The sequence below is a fragment of the Achromobacter sp. D7-1 genome (assembly GCF_059760445.1).
Genome location: NZ_JCBAMT010000003.1, coordinates 73,887 through 92,248, shown reverse-complemented (window position 1 = coordinate 92,248; position 18,362 = coordinate 73,887). Strand labels below are relative to the sequence as shown.

Below are 18,362 nucleotides of genomic sequence, written 5' to 3'. Positions count from 1 at the left end.
CTTGCCTCACATCGGCTGGACATTGGGACGGGCCAGACGTTCGGCCGCCAATGCAAGCACCATCAAGAAAACCAAAGAGGTCAGGAAATACCCCAAGCTCGCATCATGCGAGGTGTAGGCCTCGAAATAGGCCGAGCGCAGCAACTGCATGCCATGCGCCAACGGCAGCCACAGCATCCAGGGACGCAGGTTCTCCGGCAACTGCTCCGAGACAAAGAACACGGCTGCGAAAATCTGCAGAAAGCGTTCTATGATCGGCGCCAGCCTGAGAAAGAAATGCCAGAAGGTCGCGATCGAACCGAACAGCAGGCCCAGCGCCACCCCGAAACACCCCATCAGCACCACGTAAAGCAGGAACCCGGACCAACTCTTGGGCAGCGTGATCAGCTCCAACGCGTGGCCTGCGCTGATCAGCACCAGGAACACCACCAGATACACCGACACGTAGATGAACGCCTGCACCAGCGCGCACATCAATGGCGTGACGCCCTGGAAATTCAGCAAACCGCGCGCCGACACATAGGCCGTGCTGCTGCGGAAGACAATTTGCCGGAACATGATCCAGGTCGTCGCGCCCAGCAGCGAGAATGTCTGCACATCCATGCCCATGATGTAGTGCGTGCCCATCAGGATGTACAGCGACGAGATCAGCGTCAGCAGCACGACCGGCCCTACCAGCGCCCAAACCAGCGCGATCCGGCTCTCGCCGTGCATGACACGCAGCTGATAGATGAACATCGCCAACAGCGTGCGGCCGACTGGCCGGACCTTCACGGAGTGGCTCGGATCATGCCCCTCATGCAGGCCTTGCAGGCGATCCCGCAATATCGCGAGATCACCGGCCTCGTCCTGCGAAACCTCGACTTCCAGCGCGATGTCGTTGCGCGAGGCGTGGCGGCGCGCTTCGCGCGCCTCGTCCTGCTTCCTGCGCTCCACGCGCCGCGCATGCGCCGCGGCCAGGCGTTCGTCTTCCGCCACCAGCTTCGCCGGCATGTAGCCCGGCGCGAACACATCGAGGCCGTCGCGGATGTCCATTTCAAGCAGACGCACGATGACGCGCAAACGCCGCCGCGAAAAATCGGCCAGCGTCTCGTCGACATCACCGCGCAAGATTTCCGCATCCAGCTCCGCCTGCACCGCCTCGTACACCGCCCGCCGGGCCGCCACGGAATCGTGCGGCTCGCCCTCCAGGCGCGCGACCAGCGGCTTGAGCAGAACGGCCGGCGGGGCCTTTGCTTCAAACAATGCCGCCGGATCCAGGCGCCAGGCCGCGACGCCGGATCCCACTGCGTAACTGCTGTCCTTCCGGCGCGAACGCCAGCCCTTGATCCTGTCCTCGTTGCTCATCGACACGCTATTGGCTTATGCCGGACGAGCCGCCCGAATCGCTGTCGATGGCACGCGTGGCGCTGAAGCCGGCACTCATCGTGACGCGGAACGCCGACAAGACCTTCTGCACCTGCGTGAACGGCGCATCGGAGATGTAGATGGCCTGGCCTTCATGCACGGTGAACTCGCGCGCCAGCGCCACCTGCTCCGGACGCGTCAGGTCGAACTGGTAGACCACCGGCAGCAGGTCCGGCTTGCCCTCGACACCGGCCTTGGCGGGCGTGAACAGGAATACGGAACGCGGATCCGCCAGCTTGTCGTCCAGGCCCTTGGAATCCGCCAGCGCGTCCAGCACGCTGTAGTTGCGTTTGCTGATGGCCACGCGCCCCTGGTTGCCAGCCGCGCCCAACACGGTCAGATACTCCTTCGAGTCATAGGCGGTGATGACGTCGCCGGCTCGCAGCAGGATGTCGTTGTTCTGGTTGCGGTAGATATCCGACAGCCGCACCGACGCTACCTGGTTGTCGCGGCGCAGGCTGATGACGAGCTGTTCGGGATTCGTTTGCACCGGCGCGGCCTGCGCCAGCGCGCTGCTCAGGCGCTGGGAGGTCTGCGTGATGGCATACATGCCGGGCTTGGTCAGGTTGCCCTGCACGGTCACCATCTGCCCGCGCGCATCCGCGGCGCGCGTCACGCTGACGTCGGCGCCGACCACCAGCCTGGCCAGGCGCGCCACGACGGCGTCATGCAGCTGCGCCAGGGTCATGCCGGCGGCCTGGAATTTTCCAAGGATGGGGAAACTCACGTTCCCCGCCGAATTTATCTCCTGGTTGCCCAGGTCGCTCACGCCGGACGGATCCGCCGCGAACACGCCCAGCCCACCGCGTTCCCACACCTTCACGTTGATGCCGTCGCCGGGAACCAGGCGGTCGAATCCGGCCTGCGTGAGATCGCGGTAACGCACCGGAAAGTCGGCCACGTCGGGCACCCGGCTGGCCTGCACCAGTTCGCGCGACGCGGGCATCACGATGACATCCTTGTCGTCGTGCGCGCCCGTCATTTCGCTCAACATGGGGCCGGAACGGGGCAGCTGGCACCCCGCAAGAGTCAACGTGGCAAGAACCACCATGGTCAGGGCTGCTTTGCGCCGCAGCCCTGAACCCGGGACGTACATATGCATAGGATCCTTTCGTTTCAGCAGCTTGATTGGCCGAATGCCAATCAAGCTTGCATCAGGCGCATGGGCTCGATATCCATGCGTTCGTCGTTCTCGGACACCACGGGCATGCACAAGCCCATGAACTTGGTCAGCATGGCATCGAGCGAGAACAGCTTCTGCGCCCGGTGGCGGCTGTGCTCCCTCAATTGCTCGTTGTCGCGCACCTGGTCCACCATGGAGGCGACTTTCTCGCATGCCTCGTGCAGATCCGGGTGATCGACGCAGCTGAGCAGGTGGCCGGTCTCGTTCTCCACAAAGCACTCGCCGGCGCCGCCGGCGGGCGTCGATATCACCGGCACGCCCACCAACTGGGCTTCGATCAGCACGTTGGGCAGGCCTTCGTAGCGCGACAGCAGGACGCTGGCGTCCATTTGCGAATACCAATAGCCCACGTGGTTGGAAAGACCGACCAGCAAGAGCCTGTCCGTCACGTTGAGTTCTTCGGCCAGCGCCTCGATGTTCTCGCGCAGGCGTCCGTCGCCCACGATGACGAAGCGCGCCTGCGGCCTATCCTTCAGGTACATCGCCGCCAGCTTGATCCACAACTGAGGCCGCTTGTCCGGCTCCAGGCGGAACACGCCGCCGATGGTCTCCGTGGCATCGGTGGTGCTCTCGTGGAAAGCCTTCCACTTTTCCTCGTCCGCCGCCGAAGCGTCGGTCGCCAGATCCGGCACGCCGTTGTACAGGATGTGGAAACGCGTGATCGGGATGCCCAGCCATTCCGCGTAGGCTTCCGCGGCCTTGCAGCTATTGCTCACGAATACCACGCCGGGAACCTGGGCCAGGGCCTGGTACAGCTCGGGATATTCTTCGCGGAAGCGGTCCTTTCGGATGTTGGGCGGCAACCCGCGGAAGACCAGGTGTATGGTCGGGGCGCCAGCCAGCAGCGCGGCCAGCGCGCCGAACAGGCAGGTGCCGTCTTGCCACAAGCTCACCACATCGAAGGGGTTGGCCCGCAGCACCGGCGCCAGCCGCGTAACGCCGTAGTGCACCGGAGGCGGCAATTGCTCCAGCAGACGACTCAGACTGCCCTCGGGAACGGCTTGATGCGCCACCGACACCGCCGGCAGCTTGTTGATTTCCGTGACCTGGATCTGCGCCTTCACCAGCACAGGCAGGAAAAAGTCCAGCCCCTGCTTCTTGGTGGAGCCGGCGGGTTCGGTGTGCTGCTTCACCATGACTTCCACTTTCTTCGGCATCATGATGACATCGGCCGGACGGCGCTCGGGAGACTCCGCCAGACGGGTCAATTCGCCTGCAAGCCGCGTCAGCTGGCGCTCGGCGCCGCCGGGCCCGAGGCTGCCCGTTACCAGTGCCACCGACACCGGCTTCTCCGCCGACTGCTCGACGATCTGGCGGTCACGGAAGTGCAGGATCGCATGCTTCATCGACACGATCCTGACGTCCTTGCCGATCAGTCCCTCTTCAGACTCGAAGCGCTGGTAGAAGGCATAGTCGCTGGCCAGCTCGTTAGCCAGTTCCGCCGCCTTGCTGCCGGGCGTCAGGTGCTTCATGACGGGCGCGATGGCGTCGAACGCATCGGCCAGCAGGCCGCGCTTGCGCAGGCGTTTGGCGAACTCGACACGCATGCTGCGATCGGTGTTCTCCGATATCAAGCGGCGGAACAGCGCGTCGGACTGCTCGTGCGCGCGGATGTCGCTAAGCAGCTTGGCGCGCGAGAACAAGCGGTCGGGGTTCTGCGTCGACGGCGGCAGATGGCGATCGACCAGGGACAACGCCTCATCGATCTTCCGTTCCTTCACCAGCCGGGTCGCGCAGTAGCGGACGATCAGGAAGTCCTCCGGGCACTCTTCCAGCAGCGTGGCCCACTGCTGAGCCATGCCTTCGTTCAGGCCCGCCGCTTCCTTCAGCCTGAGCAGCAGGAAGCGGACCTTGGAGTCGGCCACGTGGTCGCCCGCGAGCGTCTGAGCGCGGGCCAGGTTTTCCTGCGCCACTTGAACCCGCACCGACGCCGTGACGATCTCTTCCAATTGGGCTTGCACCGCTTTCAGGTCGGACGCAGCCGCCGCTAGCTCGGCAATCAATGGCGGATTCATGCTGCCTTCCTCCGATTGATCTTCTCGATCCAAACCTGGCAGCGCTGAATGTAGTGATCGAACTGCGCCGGATTCTCTGAACGTTCCTGCAACTTGCGCCAATACGGCAGAGCCTGCTCGAAGCGGTGCAGGCGCATGGCGCCCACGGCGGCCAGGCGCAAGCCGATGGGATCATCCGGCACCAGCTTCACGATGCGTTCGCCCAGGGCAAGGCGCTCGGTCGTGCTTGCCGGATCCAGCGCGCGCGATTCCGCGTACAGCACGGCGAGGATGCGCCGCTTCTCGTGGTCGACTTCCGTCATTGCGGGCCACGATTGCGCCACGCGGTCCAGCAGGTTCCAGGCAGCCTGGTGATCGCCCGCGGACAGGATCTCGCGGGCGCCCCGGATGGCGCGCGGTCCGAGCCTGCCAAGCTGACGCTCGGCCTCGTCGCGGGCGCTCTGGTCGGCGCCCTCGTGGCCCAGCACCGTCTTGTAGGCGTCGATGGCTTCGCCGTACCAGCCGCCATTGAAGGCCACACGCGCAAAATGCAGCTTCGTGCTGAACGGGGCGGCATCGCCTGCCGCCGCCTGCTCGAGGTGCCGCATGGCGGTCTGCTTGTCTCCCAATGCGTCAGCCGCGCGGCCGCGCATGGTGTGCAGTTCGGGGAAATCGATCTGGGTGTCCAGCGCGATATCGGTCAGGTCGATGACTTCCTTGTGATTGCCCGCCACCAGCGCGGCGCGCACGCCCAGGCGCATGGCGCGCTCGAATGCACGTTGTGCGCGCACACCGGCCAGGGCATCCGGCGTCAGCAGACGGTGCGCGCAGATGCGCTCCGCGGCGTCGCGCAAACGCCCTTCTTCCAGGGCTCGATCGCCTTCGTCGGCCCATGCCTGCGACTGCGACTTCAGCCAGGAACCGATATCCTCCTGCTCGCTGTTTGCCAGCTTGCACGAGACGGCCAGCGTGGCCGCTGCCATGATGCAGCCGCGCCAAGACGCTTCCTTGACGAGTTCGAGAACCTGGATGTCATTGAGCGCGGGCGATTCGGACGCCATGTTGCGCAGTCCGACGCGGTCGCCAGCCAGCAAGCGGTCGCGCCACAGCATCGCAAAGCCGCGGCCGTGCGTGGGCATGACCGCGCGTACCTCGTTGACCCAACGTATGGCGGCTTCCATGTCGCCACTGGCCTGCAGCAGCGCGAGCACCGTGTCGGCGGCTTCCACGGCTACCGCATCTTGCGGGGAAGAAATGCGGAACAGCTGCTTCCAATTGCCCAGGGCCTCGTCCACGTAGCCCAGATGTCCAGCGGAAAATGCCGCGATGCGCACGATTTCCGGGGTTTCGATCTCATCGCCCAGCAGGCCGGCGGCGAGCGAGTACGCGACGTCATGGCGTCCCAGCTTGAACTGGTTGCGCATCAGGATCTGCTCGGCCTTGCTGCCGGAAGCCATCGCACCATCGGCGCTGCCCAGCAGCGCCAGCGAGCCTTCATAGTCGCCCAGTTCTTCCTGGATGCGCGCAAACAGCAGCGTGTGATCCGGCAGGCCGGGGTGGCGGCGCAGCACTTCGCGCACACGACGCGAGGCTTCGCGCAGTTGTCCCGAGTCCCAGAGCTTTTCGATGCGGTCCGCGCTTTCGTCGGCGGCAAGCTTGGGCGCGGAAGGCTGCGTCGTCGAGGCATCCATGCGCGGACGCATATAGGTCTTGAACCACTCGGCGCACAGGCGTTCGGCAAAGGCCGGCGTGTAATGGGTCAGGTCGAGTCCGCCATTTTCCATCGCGTCGCCCTGGCCGATCTTGTTCATCAGCGGCGTGGGGTCGTAGCAAGGCACGCCGATGCGCTGCGCGCTGGCCGCCACCGCGGCGATCAGCTGCTGGCGCTGTTCGATGGGCGCATTGTCCGGCGTCAGGGCATTGACGTGGGTGACGAACACCACCTTGTCGCGGCCCAGCAGTTCGACCAGCTGGTTCATTTCCTGCTCGATCTCCTCGTCCGTCTGATCGCGCTTGACGATGCGGGCGAGCAGGTCGCGGTCTTCCGGCGTGAGTCCCTTGAAGACCGGGTCTTGATCCAGCAGCGCGCGCCGCTCGGCCAGGCGGTCGGCATGGGCCATGGACCAGAACATCCGGGTGCGCGTGCGGTCGGCGAAGAACTCGCTGAAGTAGCGCACCAGGTAATTGGACTGGATCGGATAGCCGTCTATGGCCAGCAGCTTGCGCGACGACAGTTCGACCACATAGAGGTCAGCCGGCTTGTGGGCGCCTTTGCGCGCCTGCTCGCCATTCGAGGGCCGGAAGATCACGCGCTGGACGTCGGCAGGGATGTCGCCCTGGCCGAACATGAATCGCGCCTGCTGCAGCGCCTCGGCGCTGGTGTGCACGAAACCGTAGTTGCGCCCGAGTTGCAGCTTGATCGGGTAGCGGCCCACGGCATCGCGCAGCGGCGTATGGATGCGGCAGGTTCCAATCGGAGCGGTGGTAAAAGCAGCCATTCGGAGGCTCTCCTCTAGTGATCGATAGTGAGCCTGAACTTAAAGAGTCCAGTACAGGAGGTCAGACTGAAGCCGTTTGCTGTCCAGCACGGACTTCAGGTCGCACACCATGCCGCCGCTCTTGACCAGAGCCGGCATGTCGTCCCAGATGGAGTCCATGGTTTCGCGGTGCGGCACCGCCAGGATCAGCACGTCCATGTCGCGGAACTGGTCGCGTTCCACGAGCTTGATGCCGTACTCGTGCTCCATCTGCTCCGGATCGACCATCGGGTCGCAGGCGACCGGAGTGATGCCGTATGCGCCCAGGGCCTTGTAGAGATCGACCACCTTGGAGTTGCGGATATCGGGCACGTTTTCCTTGAACGTCATGCCCAGGATGCCGACGCGGGTCGTGGCATTGAGGCGGCCGTTGCGGGCCAGCGTCTGGACCACGCGCGAGGCGACGTGGCTGGCCATGCCGTCATTGATGCGGCGGCCCGACAGGATGACCTCAGGGTGATAGCCCAGTTCCTGCGCCTTGGAGGTCAGGTAGTACGGGTCGACGCCGATGCAGTGGCCGCCCACCAGGCCGGGCGAGAACTTGAGGAAGTTCCACTTGGTACCGGCGGCCGCCAGCACTTCCGAGGTGCGGATGCCGACCAGGTCGCAGATCTTCGACATCTCGTTCATCAACGCGATGTTGATGTCGCGCTGCGTGTTCTCCAGCACCTTGGCGGCTTCGGCGACCTTGATGGAGGAGGCGCGGTGCACGCCCGCGTCGATGATCTTCTCGTAGACGCCGGCAATGATTTCCAGCGATTCCTCGTCCTGGCCGGACACGATCTTGACGATCTTCTCCAGCGGATGCTCACGGTCGCCCGGGTTGATCCGCTCGGGGCTGTAGCCCAGCTTGAAATCGACGCCGCAGCGCAGGCCGGAGATTTTCTCCAGTTCCGGTCCGCAGATTTCCTCGGTGGCGCCGGGATGGACGGTGGATTCGAAAACGACAATGCAACCGGGACGCAGCACGGGACCGATCGAACGGCACGCACGCACCAGCAGCGAAAAATCCGGGTTGTTCTTTTCGTCCACTGGGGTCGGAACGGCCACTACGAAGAAATCGCAGTTTTCCAGCTCCGATACCTGATCGGTGAACTGCATGGGAGAGGCAAGCAACACGTCGCGTTCGATCTCGCCAGTCCAGTCATCACCCTCTTTCAGCCGTGCGATTCTGCGCTTGTCCACGTCAAAGCCGATGACATCAAAGCGCTTGGAAAATGCGACGGCTACGGGCAGGCCGACATATCCAAGGCCACACACTGCGATTCTCTTTACCACGGGGGACCTCACTGTTTCGTCGTGTCGTGGACACTAGAAATTGACGCCCGGGGACAGGAAATCGATGCGGAATCGAATATGTTTGCCCCGGTTCGGGCGGGCGTATTGCTTAAGAATGTTTACAGCTCGATACGTGTTTAGACGTGCCAAACGACGAGCCAACGAATCGTACGGGGCGTAGACAGCGAATTTCTTTCTAAATATTTTTATCGCTGTTGAAATAAATCAGATTCGCCGCAATAAACCCAGGGAAATCCCTCAAACAATTACATTCATTACATGGACCGCAACATGGGGCGATCTTGAGAATGTTAGCAAATATATAAAAGGGTTTTTCTTGGTCCGGTTTAACCAAAATGAAAAAACATAATAGCCACAAGGAGTTATTTATTAATGACCCAGGGGCATGTCATATTCCAAAACAGCCTGGATACAGTCATTATTCAGACATAACAAAGCCTGACTCCCGCTACCGCCATAGTAAGTATTCGCACACGCGGCCCCGCAAATGAAAAAAGCCCACCGCGCGCGGTGGGCTTTTTGCTCAATTGCAGGCGGCCTTACTCGACCGTCACGCTCTTGGCCAGATTACGCGGTTTGTCCACGTCCGTGCCTCGCGCGCATGCCGTGTGATACGACAGCAGTTGCAGCGGGATGGTGTGCAGGATGGGCGAGAGCTTGCCGTAGTTTTCGGGCATGCGGATCACGTGCATGCCCTCGGCGCTCTGGATCTTGCTGTCGGCGTCGGCGAAGACGTACAGCTCGCCGCCGCGGGCGCGCACTTCCTGCATGTTGGACTTCAGCTTTTCCAGCAGCTCGTCCTTGGGCGCGATGGTGACGACGGGCATGTGCTCGGTCACCAGGGCCAGCGGGCCGTGCTTGAGTTCGCCGGCCGGGTAGGCTTCGGCGTGGATGTAGCTGATTTCCTTGAGCTTGAGCGCGCCTTCCAGGGCGATCGGATAGTGCATGCCGCGGCCCAGGAACAGGGCGTTTTCCTTGGAGGCGAAGCGGTCGGCCCAGGCCATGATCTGCGGCTCCAGGGCCAGCACCGAACCGATGGCCACGGGCAGGTGGCGCAGCGCCTTCAGGTGCTCGGCTTCCTGCTCTTCGGTGAGGTGGCCGCGCACCTGGGCCAAGGTCAGCGTCAGCAGGAACAGGGCCGTCAGCTGGGTGGTAAAGGCCTTGGTGGAGGCCACGCCGATCTCGACGCCGGCGCGCGTGATGTACGACAGCTTGCACTCGCGCACCATGGCGCTGGTGGACACGTTGCAGATGGTCAGCGTGTTTTCCATGCCCAGCGAACGGGCGTGCTTCAGCGCGGCCAGGGTGTCGGCGGTTTCACCAGACTGCGAGATGGTGACCACCAGCGAACGCGGGTTGGGCACGCTGTCGCGGTAGCGGTATTCGCTGGCGATTTCCACCGCCACGGGGATCTTGGCAACGGATTCGATCCAGTACTTGGCGGTCAGGCCGGCGTAGTAGCTGGTGCCGCAAGCCAGGATCAGCAGGGAATCGATGTCCTTGAAGATCTTGTAGGCCTGGTCGCCGAACAGTTCGGGCGTGATGGATTCGATGTCCTGCAGCGTGTCGCCGACGGCGCGCGGTTGTTCGAAGATTTCCTTCTGCATGTAGTGGCGGTAGGGGCCAAGTTCGGCCGCGCCGGTATGCACGTGCACGGTGTGGACTTCGCGGTCCACGTTCTTGCCGTTGGCGTCCACGATCCAGACGCGCGAGAGTTGCAGGTCGACGACGTCGCCGTCTTCCAGATAGATGATCTGGTCGGTGGTGCCGGCCAGGGCCAGCGCGTCGGAAGCCAGGAAGTTCTCGTTCTGGCCCACGCCCACGACCAGCGGCGAGCCTTGGCGCGCGCCGACCACGCGGTGCGGCTCGTCGCGGCAGAACACGGCGATGGCGTAGGCGCCATGCAGGCGGCGCACTGCATTCTGCACGGCTTCGAACAGGTCGCCGGCGTACAGGTGGTTGACCAGGTGCGCGATCACTTCGGTGTCGGTCTGGCTTTCGAAGACGTAGCCCACGGCCTGCAGCTCGGCGCGCAGTTCGTCGTGGTTCTCGATGATGCCGTTGTGGACCAGGGCGATGCGCGGCTCGTCGTTGCCCAGGCGCGAGAAGTGCGGGTGGGCGTTGTGCGTGGCCGGCACGCCATGGGTGGCCCAGCGGGTGTGGGCGATGCCGGTGAAGCCCTGCACCTTGTCCTGCGCGACCTGCTCGGCCAGTTCGGCCACGCGTTGCGTGCTGCGCGTGCGGCGCAGATGGCCGTCGGCGTAGACGGCGACGCCGCAAGAGTCGTAGCCGCGGTATTCAAGGCGCTTGAGGCCTTCAACGAGGATCGGGGTGATGTCGCGCTGGGCGACGGCGCCAACAATGCCGCACATAGGAGGGTGCTCCGGTAAGTTCGTGTACCGACGCATTGTGCTTGTGCCTGAAAGAAATTAGATTTCTTTATGGAACAATAAATGGAAGTTAATTCCCTTACATGAATGTGATTAAATAATATTTCTTCCAAGCCATATTTTTGAAATTAACAATGCAAAACGCACAGATTTCCCTGCCAGAGCTGGATGATCTGGACCGGCGCATTCTTGAACAGTTACAACAAGACAGCTCGCTGACCAATCAGGACCTCGCGCAGCGGGTGCATGCCTCGCCCCCAACCTGCCTGCGACGGGTGCGGCGACTGGTCGATGAAGGGGTGATAGACAGGCAGGTGGCGATCCTGGCGGCGGAAAAGCTGGGCAGCACGCTGACCGCCATCGTCGAGATCACGCTGGACGTGCAGGCGGCGGAAAGCCTGGACGCGTTCGAGCAGAGCATCCTGGCCGAACCCGCCGTGCTGCAGTGCTACCGGGTGTCGCCCGGGCCGGATTTCGTGGTGATCGCGCAGGTGAAGGACATGCCGGCCTATCACGCGCTGGTGCACCGGGCCTTCACCGCGCAGGCCAACGTGCGCAATGTGCGCACGTTCTTCTCGGTGCATCGCGCCAAGTTCGAGACCCGGATCGACGTGCGGGCCTGACGCGCGCGAGGGTCAGCGGCGGGCGATCAGGCGCTCGAATTGCGCCAGGTAGCGGTTGCCCATTTTCTGCACGTCGTGCTCGTTGCGCACGTATTCGTAGGCGCGTTCGGTGACTTCCTGGCGGAAGGCCGCGTCGTCCAGACAGCGCGCCATGCCTTGGGCCATGGCCTGGAAATCGCCCACGGCGCACAGCACGCCGCGCCCGTCGGCCAGGCTTTCCTTCAGGCCGCCGGCGTCGGTGGACACCACCGGCACGCGTTGCAGGAAGGCGTCCAGCACGCTGCTGCCCAGGGCCTCTTCCTCGGAGCTCATGACGAATACGTCTAGGATGCTGTAGAAATCTTCCACGCCCTTGCGAAAGCCCGCAAAGCGATAGACGTCCTCGATGCCGAGCTTGCGCGCTTCATCCTTGGCCTGCTGCTCGCGGTCGCCGCCCGCGCCAAAGTGCAGGAATACGAAGTCGCGGCGCGTCTTGGCCAGTTCGCCCACGGCGCGCACCAGGGTGACCGGATCCTTGTCGCGGATCAGCGCGGCGGACGTCGCCATGACCTTCTTGCCGGTCAGGTCGAATTCGCGCACCAGATTGGCGACGTTTTCAGCGTTGATCTGGTGCGGCTCGACGGCGCTGCGGATGATGACGGGTTCGATCCCCAGGCGGCGCGGCTCGCCGGCGGCCATCTCGCTGATCGCCACGAACAAGTCCGCGTGACGCCATTTGAAGCCGGTCTTCCATTCGTCGCCGGGCTTGACCACGAAGGACGTGCGGCGGGAAAAGACCACCGGACGGCGGTGCAGCCATTTGGTCAACACCGCCCAGGTAATGGTGTTGGCGGTCTGGGCGTGGACGATGTCGTAGCGGCCGGCGCCGGCCAGAAAGGCCAGCTGCCCGGGTACGTTGCGGCAGGTGTGGGCCACGAAGCCCTCCTGGCGCGCGCGCTCGGCCAAGGGCGCGCCTTCGCGGCACATCACTTCGACGTCGTGGCCGGCCTTGCGGAACGCGCGCATGCAATACAGCGTCTGCCGTTCGCCGCCGCGCCAGCCCTTCTCGAAGTTCAGCTGCAGGATTTTCATGCGCGGCCGATGCCCGAATATTCGAAGCCCAGGCCGCGCACGTCGGCGGGCGTGTAGAGGTTGCGGCCGTCGATGATGAGCGGCGTCTTGAGCAGGGCCTTGACGCGGTCGAAGTCGGGCGCGCGGAAGACCTTCCATTCGGTCGCGATCAGAAGCGCATCGGCGCCGTCCAGCGCGTCGTACATGTCGCTGGCGAAGCTGATGCCGGGCTTGCCGGCCAGCACCCGGCCGGCTTCGTGCATGGCGACGGGGTCGTACGCGCGCACTTCGGCGCCACGGCGCGTCAGTTCGGCGATGACGGTCAGGCTGGGCGCTTCGCGCATGTCGTCGGTATTGGGCTTGAAGGACAGGCCCCACAGCGCAATCTTGCGGCCCGTCAGGTCTTCGCCAAAACGTGCGACCACTTTTTCGGACAGGCGGAATTTCTGCGCGTGATTCGCGGCCTCGGCGGCCTCGATGACGCGCATGGGCAGGGCGTTCTCGGCGGCGGTGTTGACCAATGCCTGCACGTCCTTGGGGAAGCAGGAACCGCCGTAGCCCGCGCCGGGATACAGGAAGTGATAACCGATGCGCGGATCGGCGCCGATGCCGCGGCGCACTTGTTCGATGTCCGCGCCCAGCGCTTCGGCCAGGTTCGCCATTTCGTTCATGAAGGAAATGCGCGTGGCCAGCATGGCGTTGGCGGCGTATTTGGTCAGCTCGGCCGAGCGCACGTCCATCACCATCAGGCGGTCATGGGTGCGCTGGAAGGGCTCGTAGATGCGGCGCATGACACCGATGGTGTAGTCGTCGTCCGCGCCGACCACGACCCGGTCCGGGCTCATGAAATCGTTGATGGCGGCGCCTTCCTTCAGGAATTCGGGATTGGACGCCACGCTGAAGGGGATATCCACGCCGCGCGCGGCCAATTCGCGCGTCACCACGTCCCGCACCTTGTCGGCCGTGCCGACGGGAACGGTGGACTTGTCCACGATCAGCTTGCGCGCCGTCATGTGGCGCGCAATGTTCTGGGCGGCGGCCAGCACGTACTTCAGGTCGGCGGAGCCGTCTTCGCCGGGCGGGGTGCCCACGGCGATGAACTGCACGTCGCCGAAGGCGACGCTTTGCGCGACGTCATCGGTGAAATGCAGCCGGCCGGCCTGCACATTGCGGCGCACCAGGTCTTCGAGGCCCGGTTCGTAGATGGGGATGCCGCCCTGGCGCAGCAGGGCGATCTTCGCCGCGTCCACGTCCAGACACATGACGTCGTTGCCCATGTCGGCCAGGCACGCCCCCGACACCAACCCCACGTAACCGGTACCCACGACCGTGATCTTCATGCCTGAACGCCTTCAAAATAGGTAATCGTTGCGCCGGGTGACTGAAACCCGGCGCCGGTCGCCATTATAGAAGCGGCCGAGGGCCCGAGCCCGTCGGCGCCGCAAAGGCGGTCCCTGGGGGACCGCCCTAGGTCCGCAGCTTGCTGAAGCGGACCGTATTGACCACCACCGCCAACCCGGCGCAGATGGTGCCCAGCACCAGGGCCAAGCCGGGGCCATGCGCCAGGCTGACGCTGAACGCGATCGCGACCAGCGCCGTGCCGAAGCTCTGGCCGAATACCCGGGTGGTGGCCTGCAGGCCGCCCGCCGCGCCGCTGCGCGAGCGGGGCGCGGCCGACAGCAAGGCGCGGTTGTTGGGCGTCTGGAAGAAGCCGAAGCCCATTCCCGCCACGAACATGCCGGCCACGATGGGCCAGTTCGAGACCGTGGCCGGCAGCGCCGCCAGCCACAGCATGCCGACCACCATCGCGGCCGCGCCTATGCCGCTGAGCGTGGCGGCCGAATAGCGGTCGGACAGCCTGCCCGCCAGCGGAGCGATGATGGCGGTGCCCACGGGCCAGGCGCCCATCAGCATGCCTACTTCCAGATAGGGCCGGCCCAGCACCTGCTGGAAATAGAACGGCAGGGACACATAGGACGCCATTTGCGCCGCAAAGGTGCAGGCCGAGGCGCCCACCGCGAAGGCCAGCGGGCGGATGCGCAGCAGGTCGACGGGCACCAGCGGCGCCGGCTGCTTGCCGACGCGGCGCACCAGCACGAAGCCGATGACCGTGGCGATCGCCACCAGGCCGATGCCGCGCAGCAGGTCCATGCCCATCATGTCCACGCCCGAAATGAAGACCCCCAGGGTCAGCATGCACAGCAGGGCGCTGATCCAGTCCAGCTTCACGTCGTTGCGCGGCACTTCCGGCAGATGGCGCAAGCCCAGCATCGCCAGCGCGCAGATCGGCAGGTTGACGGCGAAGATCCAGGGCCAGGGCGCCACCGACAGGATGGCCGAGCCTATGGTCGGCCCCAGCACCGACATGATGGCCACCGTGGTGGCGTTGATGCTGATCCCGCGTCCCAGCAGCTTGAGCGGATAGATGTTGCGCACCAGCCCGCCGAACATGCACATGAGCGAAGCCGCGCCTATGCCCTGGAACACGCGCGCCGCCGTCAACTGCCAGAGCGTGCCGGCCAGGGCGCAGCCCAGCGAGGCCAGGGTGAACAGCATCAGGCCGAAGGTGAACATGCGGCGAAAGCCGATGCGCTCGGCCAGCGCCGACAAGGGCAGCAGCATCATCACCACCGCCAGGTTGTAGGCGTTCACGATCCAGACTGCCTGGGCCGGCGACGCGTTGAGGTCGACGGCGATCGTGGGCAAGGCCACGTTGGCGATGGTGGTGTCCAGGACCGACAGGCTGATGCCTGTCATCACTGTGGCCGCCGCCCAATAGCGGCGCGGCGTGGGCAGACCGTCGGGCGGGGCGGGCTTGGCGCCGCTTGCCGGCACCTGCTCGCTCTGCCCCGTCACGACTTCTTGACCGGGCGCTGCCATCCGTCGACGGTGACCTGCTTGGCGCGCGACACCGTCAGTTTCTCGGCCGGCGCATCGCGGGTCAGGGTGGTGCCCGCGCCCAGCGTGGCGCCGCGGCCGACGCGTACCGGCGCCACCAGCTGCGTGTCGGAGCCGATGAAGGCGTCGTCCTCGATGACGGTGCGATGCTTGTTCACGCCGTCATAGTTGCAGGTGATGGTGCCCGCGCCCACGTTCACGCGGGCGCCAATGTCGGCGTCGCCGATGTAGGCCAGGTGGTTGGCCTTGCTGTCCGCGCCCAGCACGCTCTTCTTGATCTCGACGAAGTTGCCGACATGGCTGCGGTCGCCCAGTTCGGCGCCGGGACGCAGGCGCGCGTAGGGACCGACGCGCGCATCGCGGCCGACCTGCGCCTGCTGCAGATGGCTGTAGGCCTCGATATGCGTACCCGGGCCGACGCTGACGTCGCGCAGCACGCAATGCGGGCCCACGCGCACGCCATCGGCCAGCGACACCTGGCCTTCGAAGACGCAGCCCACGTCGATGAACACGTCGCGTCCGCAGGTGAGCGAGCCGCGCACGTCAAAGCGCGCCGGGTCGGCCAGCGTAACGCCGGCTTCCAGTTGGCGGCGGGCCTGCTCGGCCTGCCAGCGGCGCTCCAGTTCGGCTTGCTGCACGCGGCTGTTCACGCCCAGCGTTTCCCAGGATGCGCCCGGCTGGGCCGCGCCCACCGGCACGCCGTCGACCACCGCCAGGCCGACCACATCGGTCAGGTAGTACTCGCCCTGGGCGTTGTTGTTGTCGATGCGGGACAGCCAGTCCTTCAGTTGCGCGGTCGGTGCCGTGAGGATGCCGGTGTTCACTTCACGGATCTCGCGCTCGGCGTCCGAGGCGTCCTTGTGTTCGACGATGCGGCACACGTTGCCACTGGCGTCGCGCACGATGCGGCCGTAGCCGGTGGAATCCGCCAGCACCTCGGTCAGCACGGCTGCGCCGGCGCCGCGCGCTTCCAGCAGGCGCTGCAGGGTTTCAGGCTGCACCAGCGGCACATCGCCGTACAGCACCAGGGTCACGTCATCCTTGCCATCGCCTTCGAGCAGCAGCGGCACCGCTTGCTGCACGGCATGGCCGGTGCCTTGCTGCGGCTGCTGCAGCACGAAATGCAGGTCGTCCTGGCCTGCGTAAGCCTGCTTGACGCGGTCCGCGCCATGGCCGACCACGACGATGATGCGCGCCGGCTTCAGTTGGCGGGCGCTGTCCAGCACGTGGCCCAGCATCGGTTTGCCAGCCAGCGTGTGCAGCACTTTGGGGAGATCGGACTGCATGCGTTTACCCAGTCCGGCGGCAAGAATTACTACGTTAAGCATAGGTTCCAGTATGTTGAGTGGCGACCGAGAGGCCTTGCGGCCGTCTCGCCCGACGATTTAAAGAGAGGACCGCCGCTAGCTGGCGTCCGGTCCGGTTTTCTTGGCGGCCTTGCGAGGCGCCGCAGACTTGCGCGCCGCGGGTTTGGACGCCTTGGCTGCGGGCGCGGCTGCGGCTTTGGACTCGCCAGCCTTGGGCTCGGCCTTGGCCGCGGCATCGGCGCCGGAAGCGGCAGGCGCCGCCGGCATGGAGGCCGCGGTGGCGGCGGCGATCTGGTTGAACTGCTGCTGCAGCAGATCCCACCAGGCCTTGGAAGCCGATTGCGCCGCGGCGCCCATCTGCTCGCTCATGCCCGGCGCGGCCGCTGGTTGCTGCTGTTCTGCGGCATCTCCGCCTTTGGTCTTGCCGCCTTCGGCGGCAGGGCCTGCTGCTGCCGCCTTGGCCGCGGATTTAGGCCCGGGCTTCAGGCCCAGCACCACTTCCAGCGGCGAAGCCGCGCCGCTGTCCTTGAAGGCGCCCATATCCAGGTTGGAGGCACTGTCCACGAAGGCGCGCAGCGTGCTGATGGTGGAACGCTGGACTTCCATGCCCTGGATCGTGCTGGACAGCATGGACAGGTTCATGCGCAGCCAGTTTTCGACGGAACGCAATTCCGCGATCCGGCGATCCAGGTCTTCCAGGTTCATCGGGGGAGCCATGGGCAGGCTGCTGGCCAGGCCTCCGGGTCCGGTCAGGCCCGCCCAGGCCTGGCGCATCATTTCCATGCTGGCCAGTAGCGGGTTGCCCGACAGGTCGGAATGCTGGCCCATGCCGGGCAGAACGAACGGGTTGGTGTGTTGGTCGCTCATTCCTGGTCTCCCCTAAGACAGATGATGGTCGCCGGCAGGCGGGATCATCCGCGCAGCAGCTGATTGTTCTCCACGCGCACATGATCGCCGGACGCAAAGGCGAACGGCTGCGCGCTGCGGAATTGGCGCGTGCTGCCGTCGTTCATGCGCACCGTGAGTTCATAGTGCGTCACCGTTTGTTGCTGTCTGATATTACGCTCAACTTCACGGCCTGCCAAAGCGCCGCCCACCGCGCCCAGCACGGTCAGTGCCGTCTTGCCGCTGCCACCACCGAACTGGTTGCCCACGACGCCCCCGACCACGCCGCCGCCGATGGTGCCGATGAGGTGATCGCTATTGTCCTTGACGGGTACCTGCACTTGTCGGACCGATTCCACCACGCCGCAGCTCGCGCAGGCTTGCGGCGCGGGACGCTGGGCAGGTGCTGGCGCCTGGGTCTGAGCCTGGGAACGCGGCGCGGCGGACGCCTGGGCACCTTGCTGGGCTGGCGCGGGTGGCACGGCGGCCTGTGGCGCGGGCGCCAGGTTGGCGCCTTCCGGGCCGGCCTCGGCCACCGGCTCGTCCGCATGCGGATTGGCCGAAGGCGAGGGCAACCAGCCCATCACGGCGGCCACGCCCACCGTACACATGACGATGACCGCGATCGCGGCCGCGGCAACCAAAGGATGGATGGCGCGGCGCGCGGATTCAATTTTGGCGGAAGTATTCATGACGATGCTCCATCGTTACTAACCGGCAGTGGTATAGCACCCTGGCGCGGTTTCGGCGTGTTGCGATGGTGACGCTTCTTTGCAGGATCTGCGCTGG

At 65.0% G+C, this 18,362-nt stretch carries 13 protein-coding genes; 1 reads left to right on the top strand and 12 read right to left on the bottom strand.

The genetic code is table 11. The features are described 5' to 3' along the window. Window positions 1-6 precede the first annotated feature (6 nt). The 6 genes from AC6LKD_RS02655 to glmS all read right to left on the bottom strand — a co-directional run bounded on the left by AC6LKD_RS02655 (window position 7) and on the right by glmS (window position 10,792). Window positions 7-1,347: an ABC transporter permease gene (locus AC6LKD_RS02655; RefSeq protein WP_498114968.1), complete on the bottom strand. Its 1,341-nt coding sequence runs from the start codon at window positions 1,345-1,347 to the stop codon at window positions 7-9. Between the two features lie 7 nt (window positions 1,348-1,354). After that, window positions 1,355-2,509, bottom strand: a complete 1,155-nt coding sequence (locus tag AC6LKD_RS02650; RefSeq protein ID WP_013390997.1) for a polysaccharide biosynthesis/export family protein — start codon at window positions 2,507-2,509, stop codon at window positions 1,355-1,357. 41 nt (window positions 2,510-2,550) lie between these two features. Next, window positions 2,551-4,605, bottom strand: a complete 2,055-nt coding sequence (locus AC6LKD_RS02645; RefSeq protein ID WP_498114966.1) for a glycosyltransferase — start codon at window positions 4,603-4,605, stop codon at window positions 2,551-2,553. Further along, window positions 4,602-7,082 (bottom strand): hypothetical protein, encoded by a 2,481-nt coding sequence (locus AC6LKD_RS02640; protein ID WP_498114965.1) that lies wholly within the window; start codon window positions 7,080-7,082, stop codon window positions 4,602-4,604. Before AC6LKD_RS02640 ends, AC6LKD_RS02645 begins: the two co-directional genes overlap by 4 nt. 39 nt (window positions 7,083-7,121) lie before the next feature. Further along, a complete protein-coding gene (locus AC6LKD_RS02635; RefSeq protein WP_080551036.1) occupies window positions 7,122-8,381 on the bottom strand; it encodes a nucleotide sugar dehydrogenase in 1,260 nt (419 codons plus the stop codon). 578 nt (window positions 8,382-8,959) lie between these two features. Further along, window positions 8,960-10,792: a glutamine--fructose-6-phosphate transaminase (isomerizing) gene (glmS, locus tag AC6LKD_RS02630; RefSeq protein ID WP_013390993.1), complete on the bottom strand. Its 1,833-nt coding sequence runs from the start codon at window positions 10,790-10,792 to the stop codon at window positions 8,960-8,962. 152 nt (window positions 10,793-10,944) lie between these two features. Between glmS and AC6LKD_RS02625 the strand changes: the two genes are divergently transcribed. Then, entirely contained in the window at window positions 10,945-11,433 is a 489-nt protein-coding gene (locus tag AC6LKD_RS02625) for an Lrp/AsnC family transcriptional regulator (protein WP_492275793.1), read from the top strand. Between the two features lie 12 nt (window positions 11,434-11,445). On the opposite strand, the gene AC6LKD_RS02620 is transcribed toward AC6LKD_RS02625, so the two are convergent. The 6 genes from AC6LKD_RS02620 to AC6LKD_RS02595 form a co-directional block, all read right to left on the bottom strand. Beyond that, the gene (locus AC6LKD_RS02620; protein ID WP_492275792.1) at window positions 11,446-12,504 is read right to left on the bottom strand and encodes a glycosyltransferase family 4 protein; all 1,059 of its coding nucleotides are present in this window, start codon (window positions 12,502-12,504) and stop codon (window positions 11,446-11,448) included. Continuing rightward, window positions 12,501-13,823 (bottom strand): UDP-glucose dehydrogenase family protein, encoded by a 1,323-nt coding sequence (locus tag AC6LKD_RS02615; protein WP_492275791.1) that lies wholly within the window; start codon window positions 13,821-13,823, stop codon window positions 12,501-12,503. The genes AC6LKD_RS02620 and AC6LKD_RS02615 overlap by 4 nt, the downstream gene beginning before the upstream one ends. 127 nt (window positions 13,824-13,950) lie before the next feature. Further along, window positions 13,951-15,363, bottom strand: coding sequence for an MFS transporter (locus AC6LKD_RS02610; protein WP_498114964.1), 1,413 nt, complete (start codon window positions 15,361-15,363; stop codon window positions 13,951-13,953). After that, window positions 15,336-16,709 carry a bifunctional UDP-N-acetylglucosamine diphosphorylase/glucosamine-1-phosphate N-acetyltransferase GlmU gene (gene glmU / locus AC6LKD_RS02605; RefSeq protein ID WP_498114963.1) on the bottom strand — a complete coding sequence of 458 codons (1,374 nt, stop codon included), beginning with the start codon at window positions 16,707-16,709 and terminating at the stop codon, window positions 15,336-15,338. Before glmU ends, AC6LKD_RS02610 begins: the two co-directional genes overlap by 28 nt. Before the next feature lie 75 nt (window positions 16,710-16,784). Then, complete coding sequence (locus AC6LKD_RS02600; protein WP_498114962.1) at window positions 16,785-17,555, bottom strand: PhaM family polyhydroxyalkanoate granule multifunctional regulatory protein; 771 nt, start codon at window positions 17,553-17,555, stop codon at window positions 16,785-16,787. A gap of 44 nt (window positions 17,556-17,599) precedes the next feature. Further along, on the bottom strand, window positions 17,600-18,265 hold the full coding sequence (locus AC6LKD_RS02595; protein ID WP_492275787.1) for a glycine zipper 2TM domain-containing protein: 666 nt from the start codon (window positions 18,263-18,265) through the stop codon (window positions 17,600-17,602). Between the last annotated feature and the right edge of the window lie 97 nt (window positions 18,266-18,362).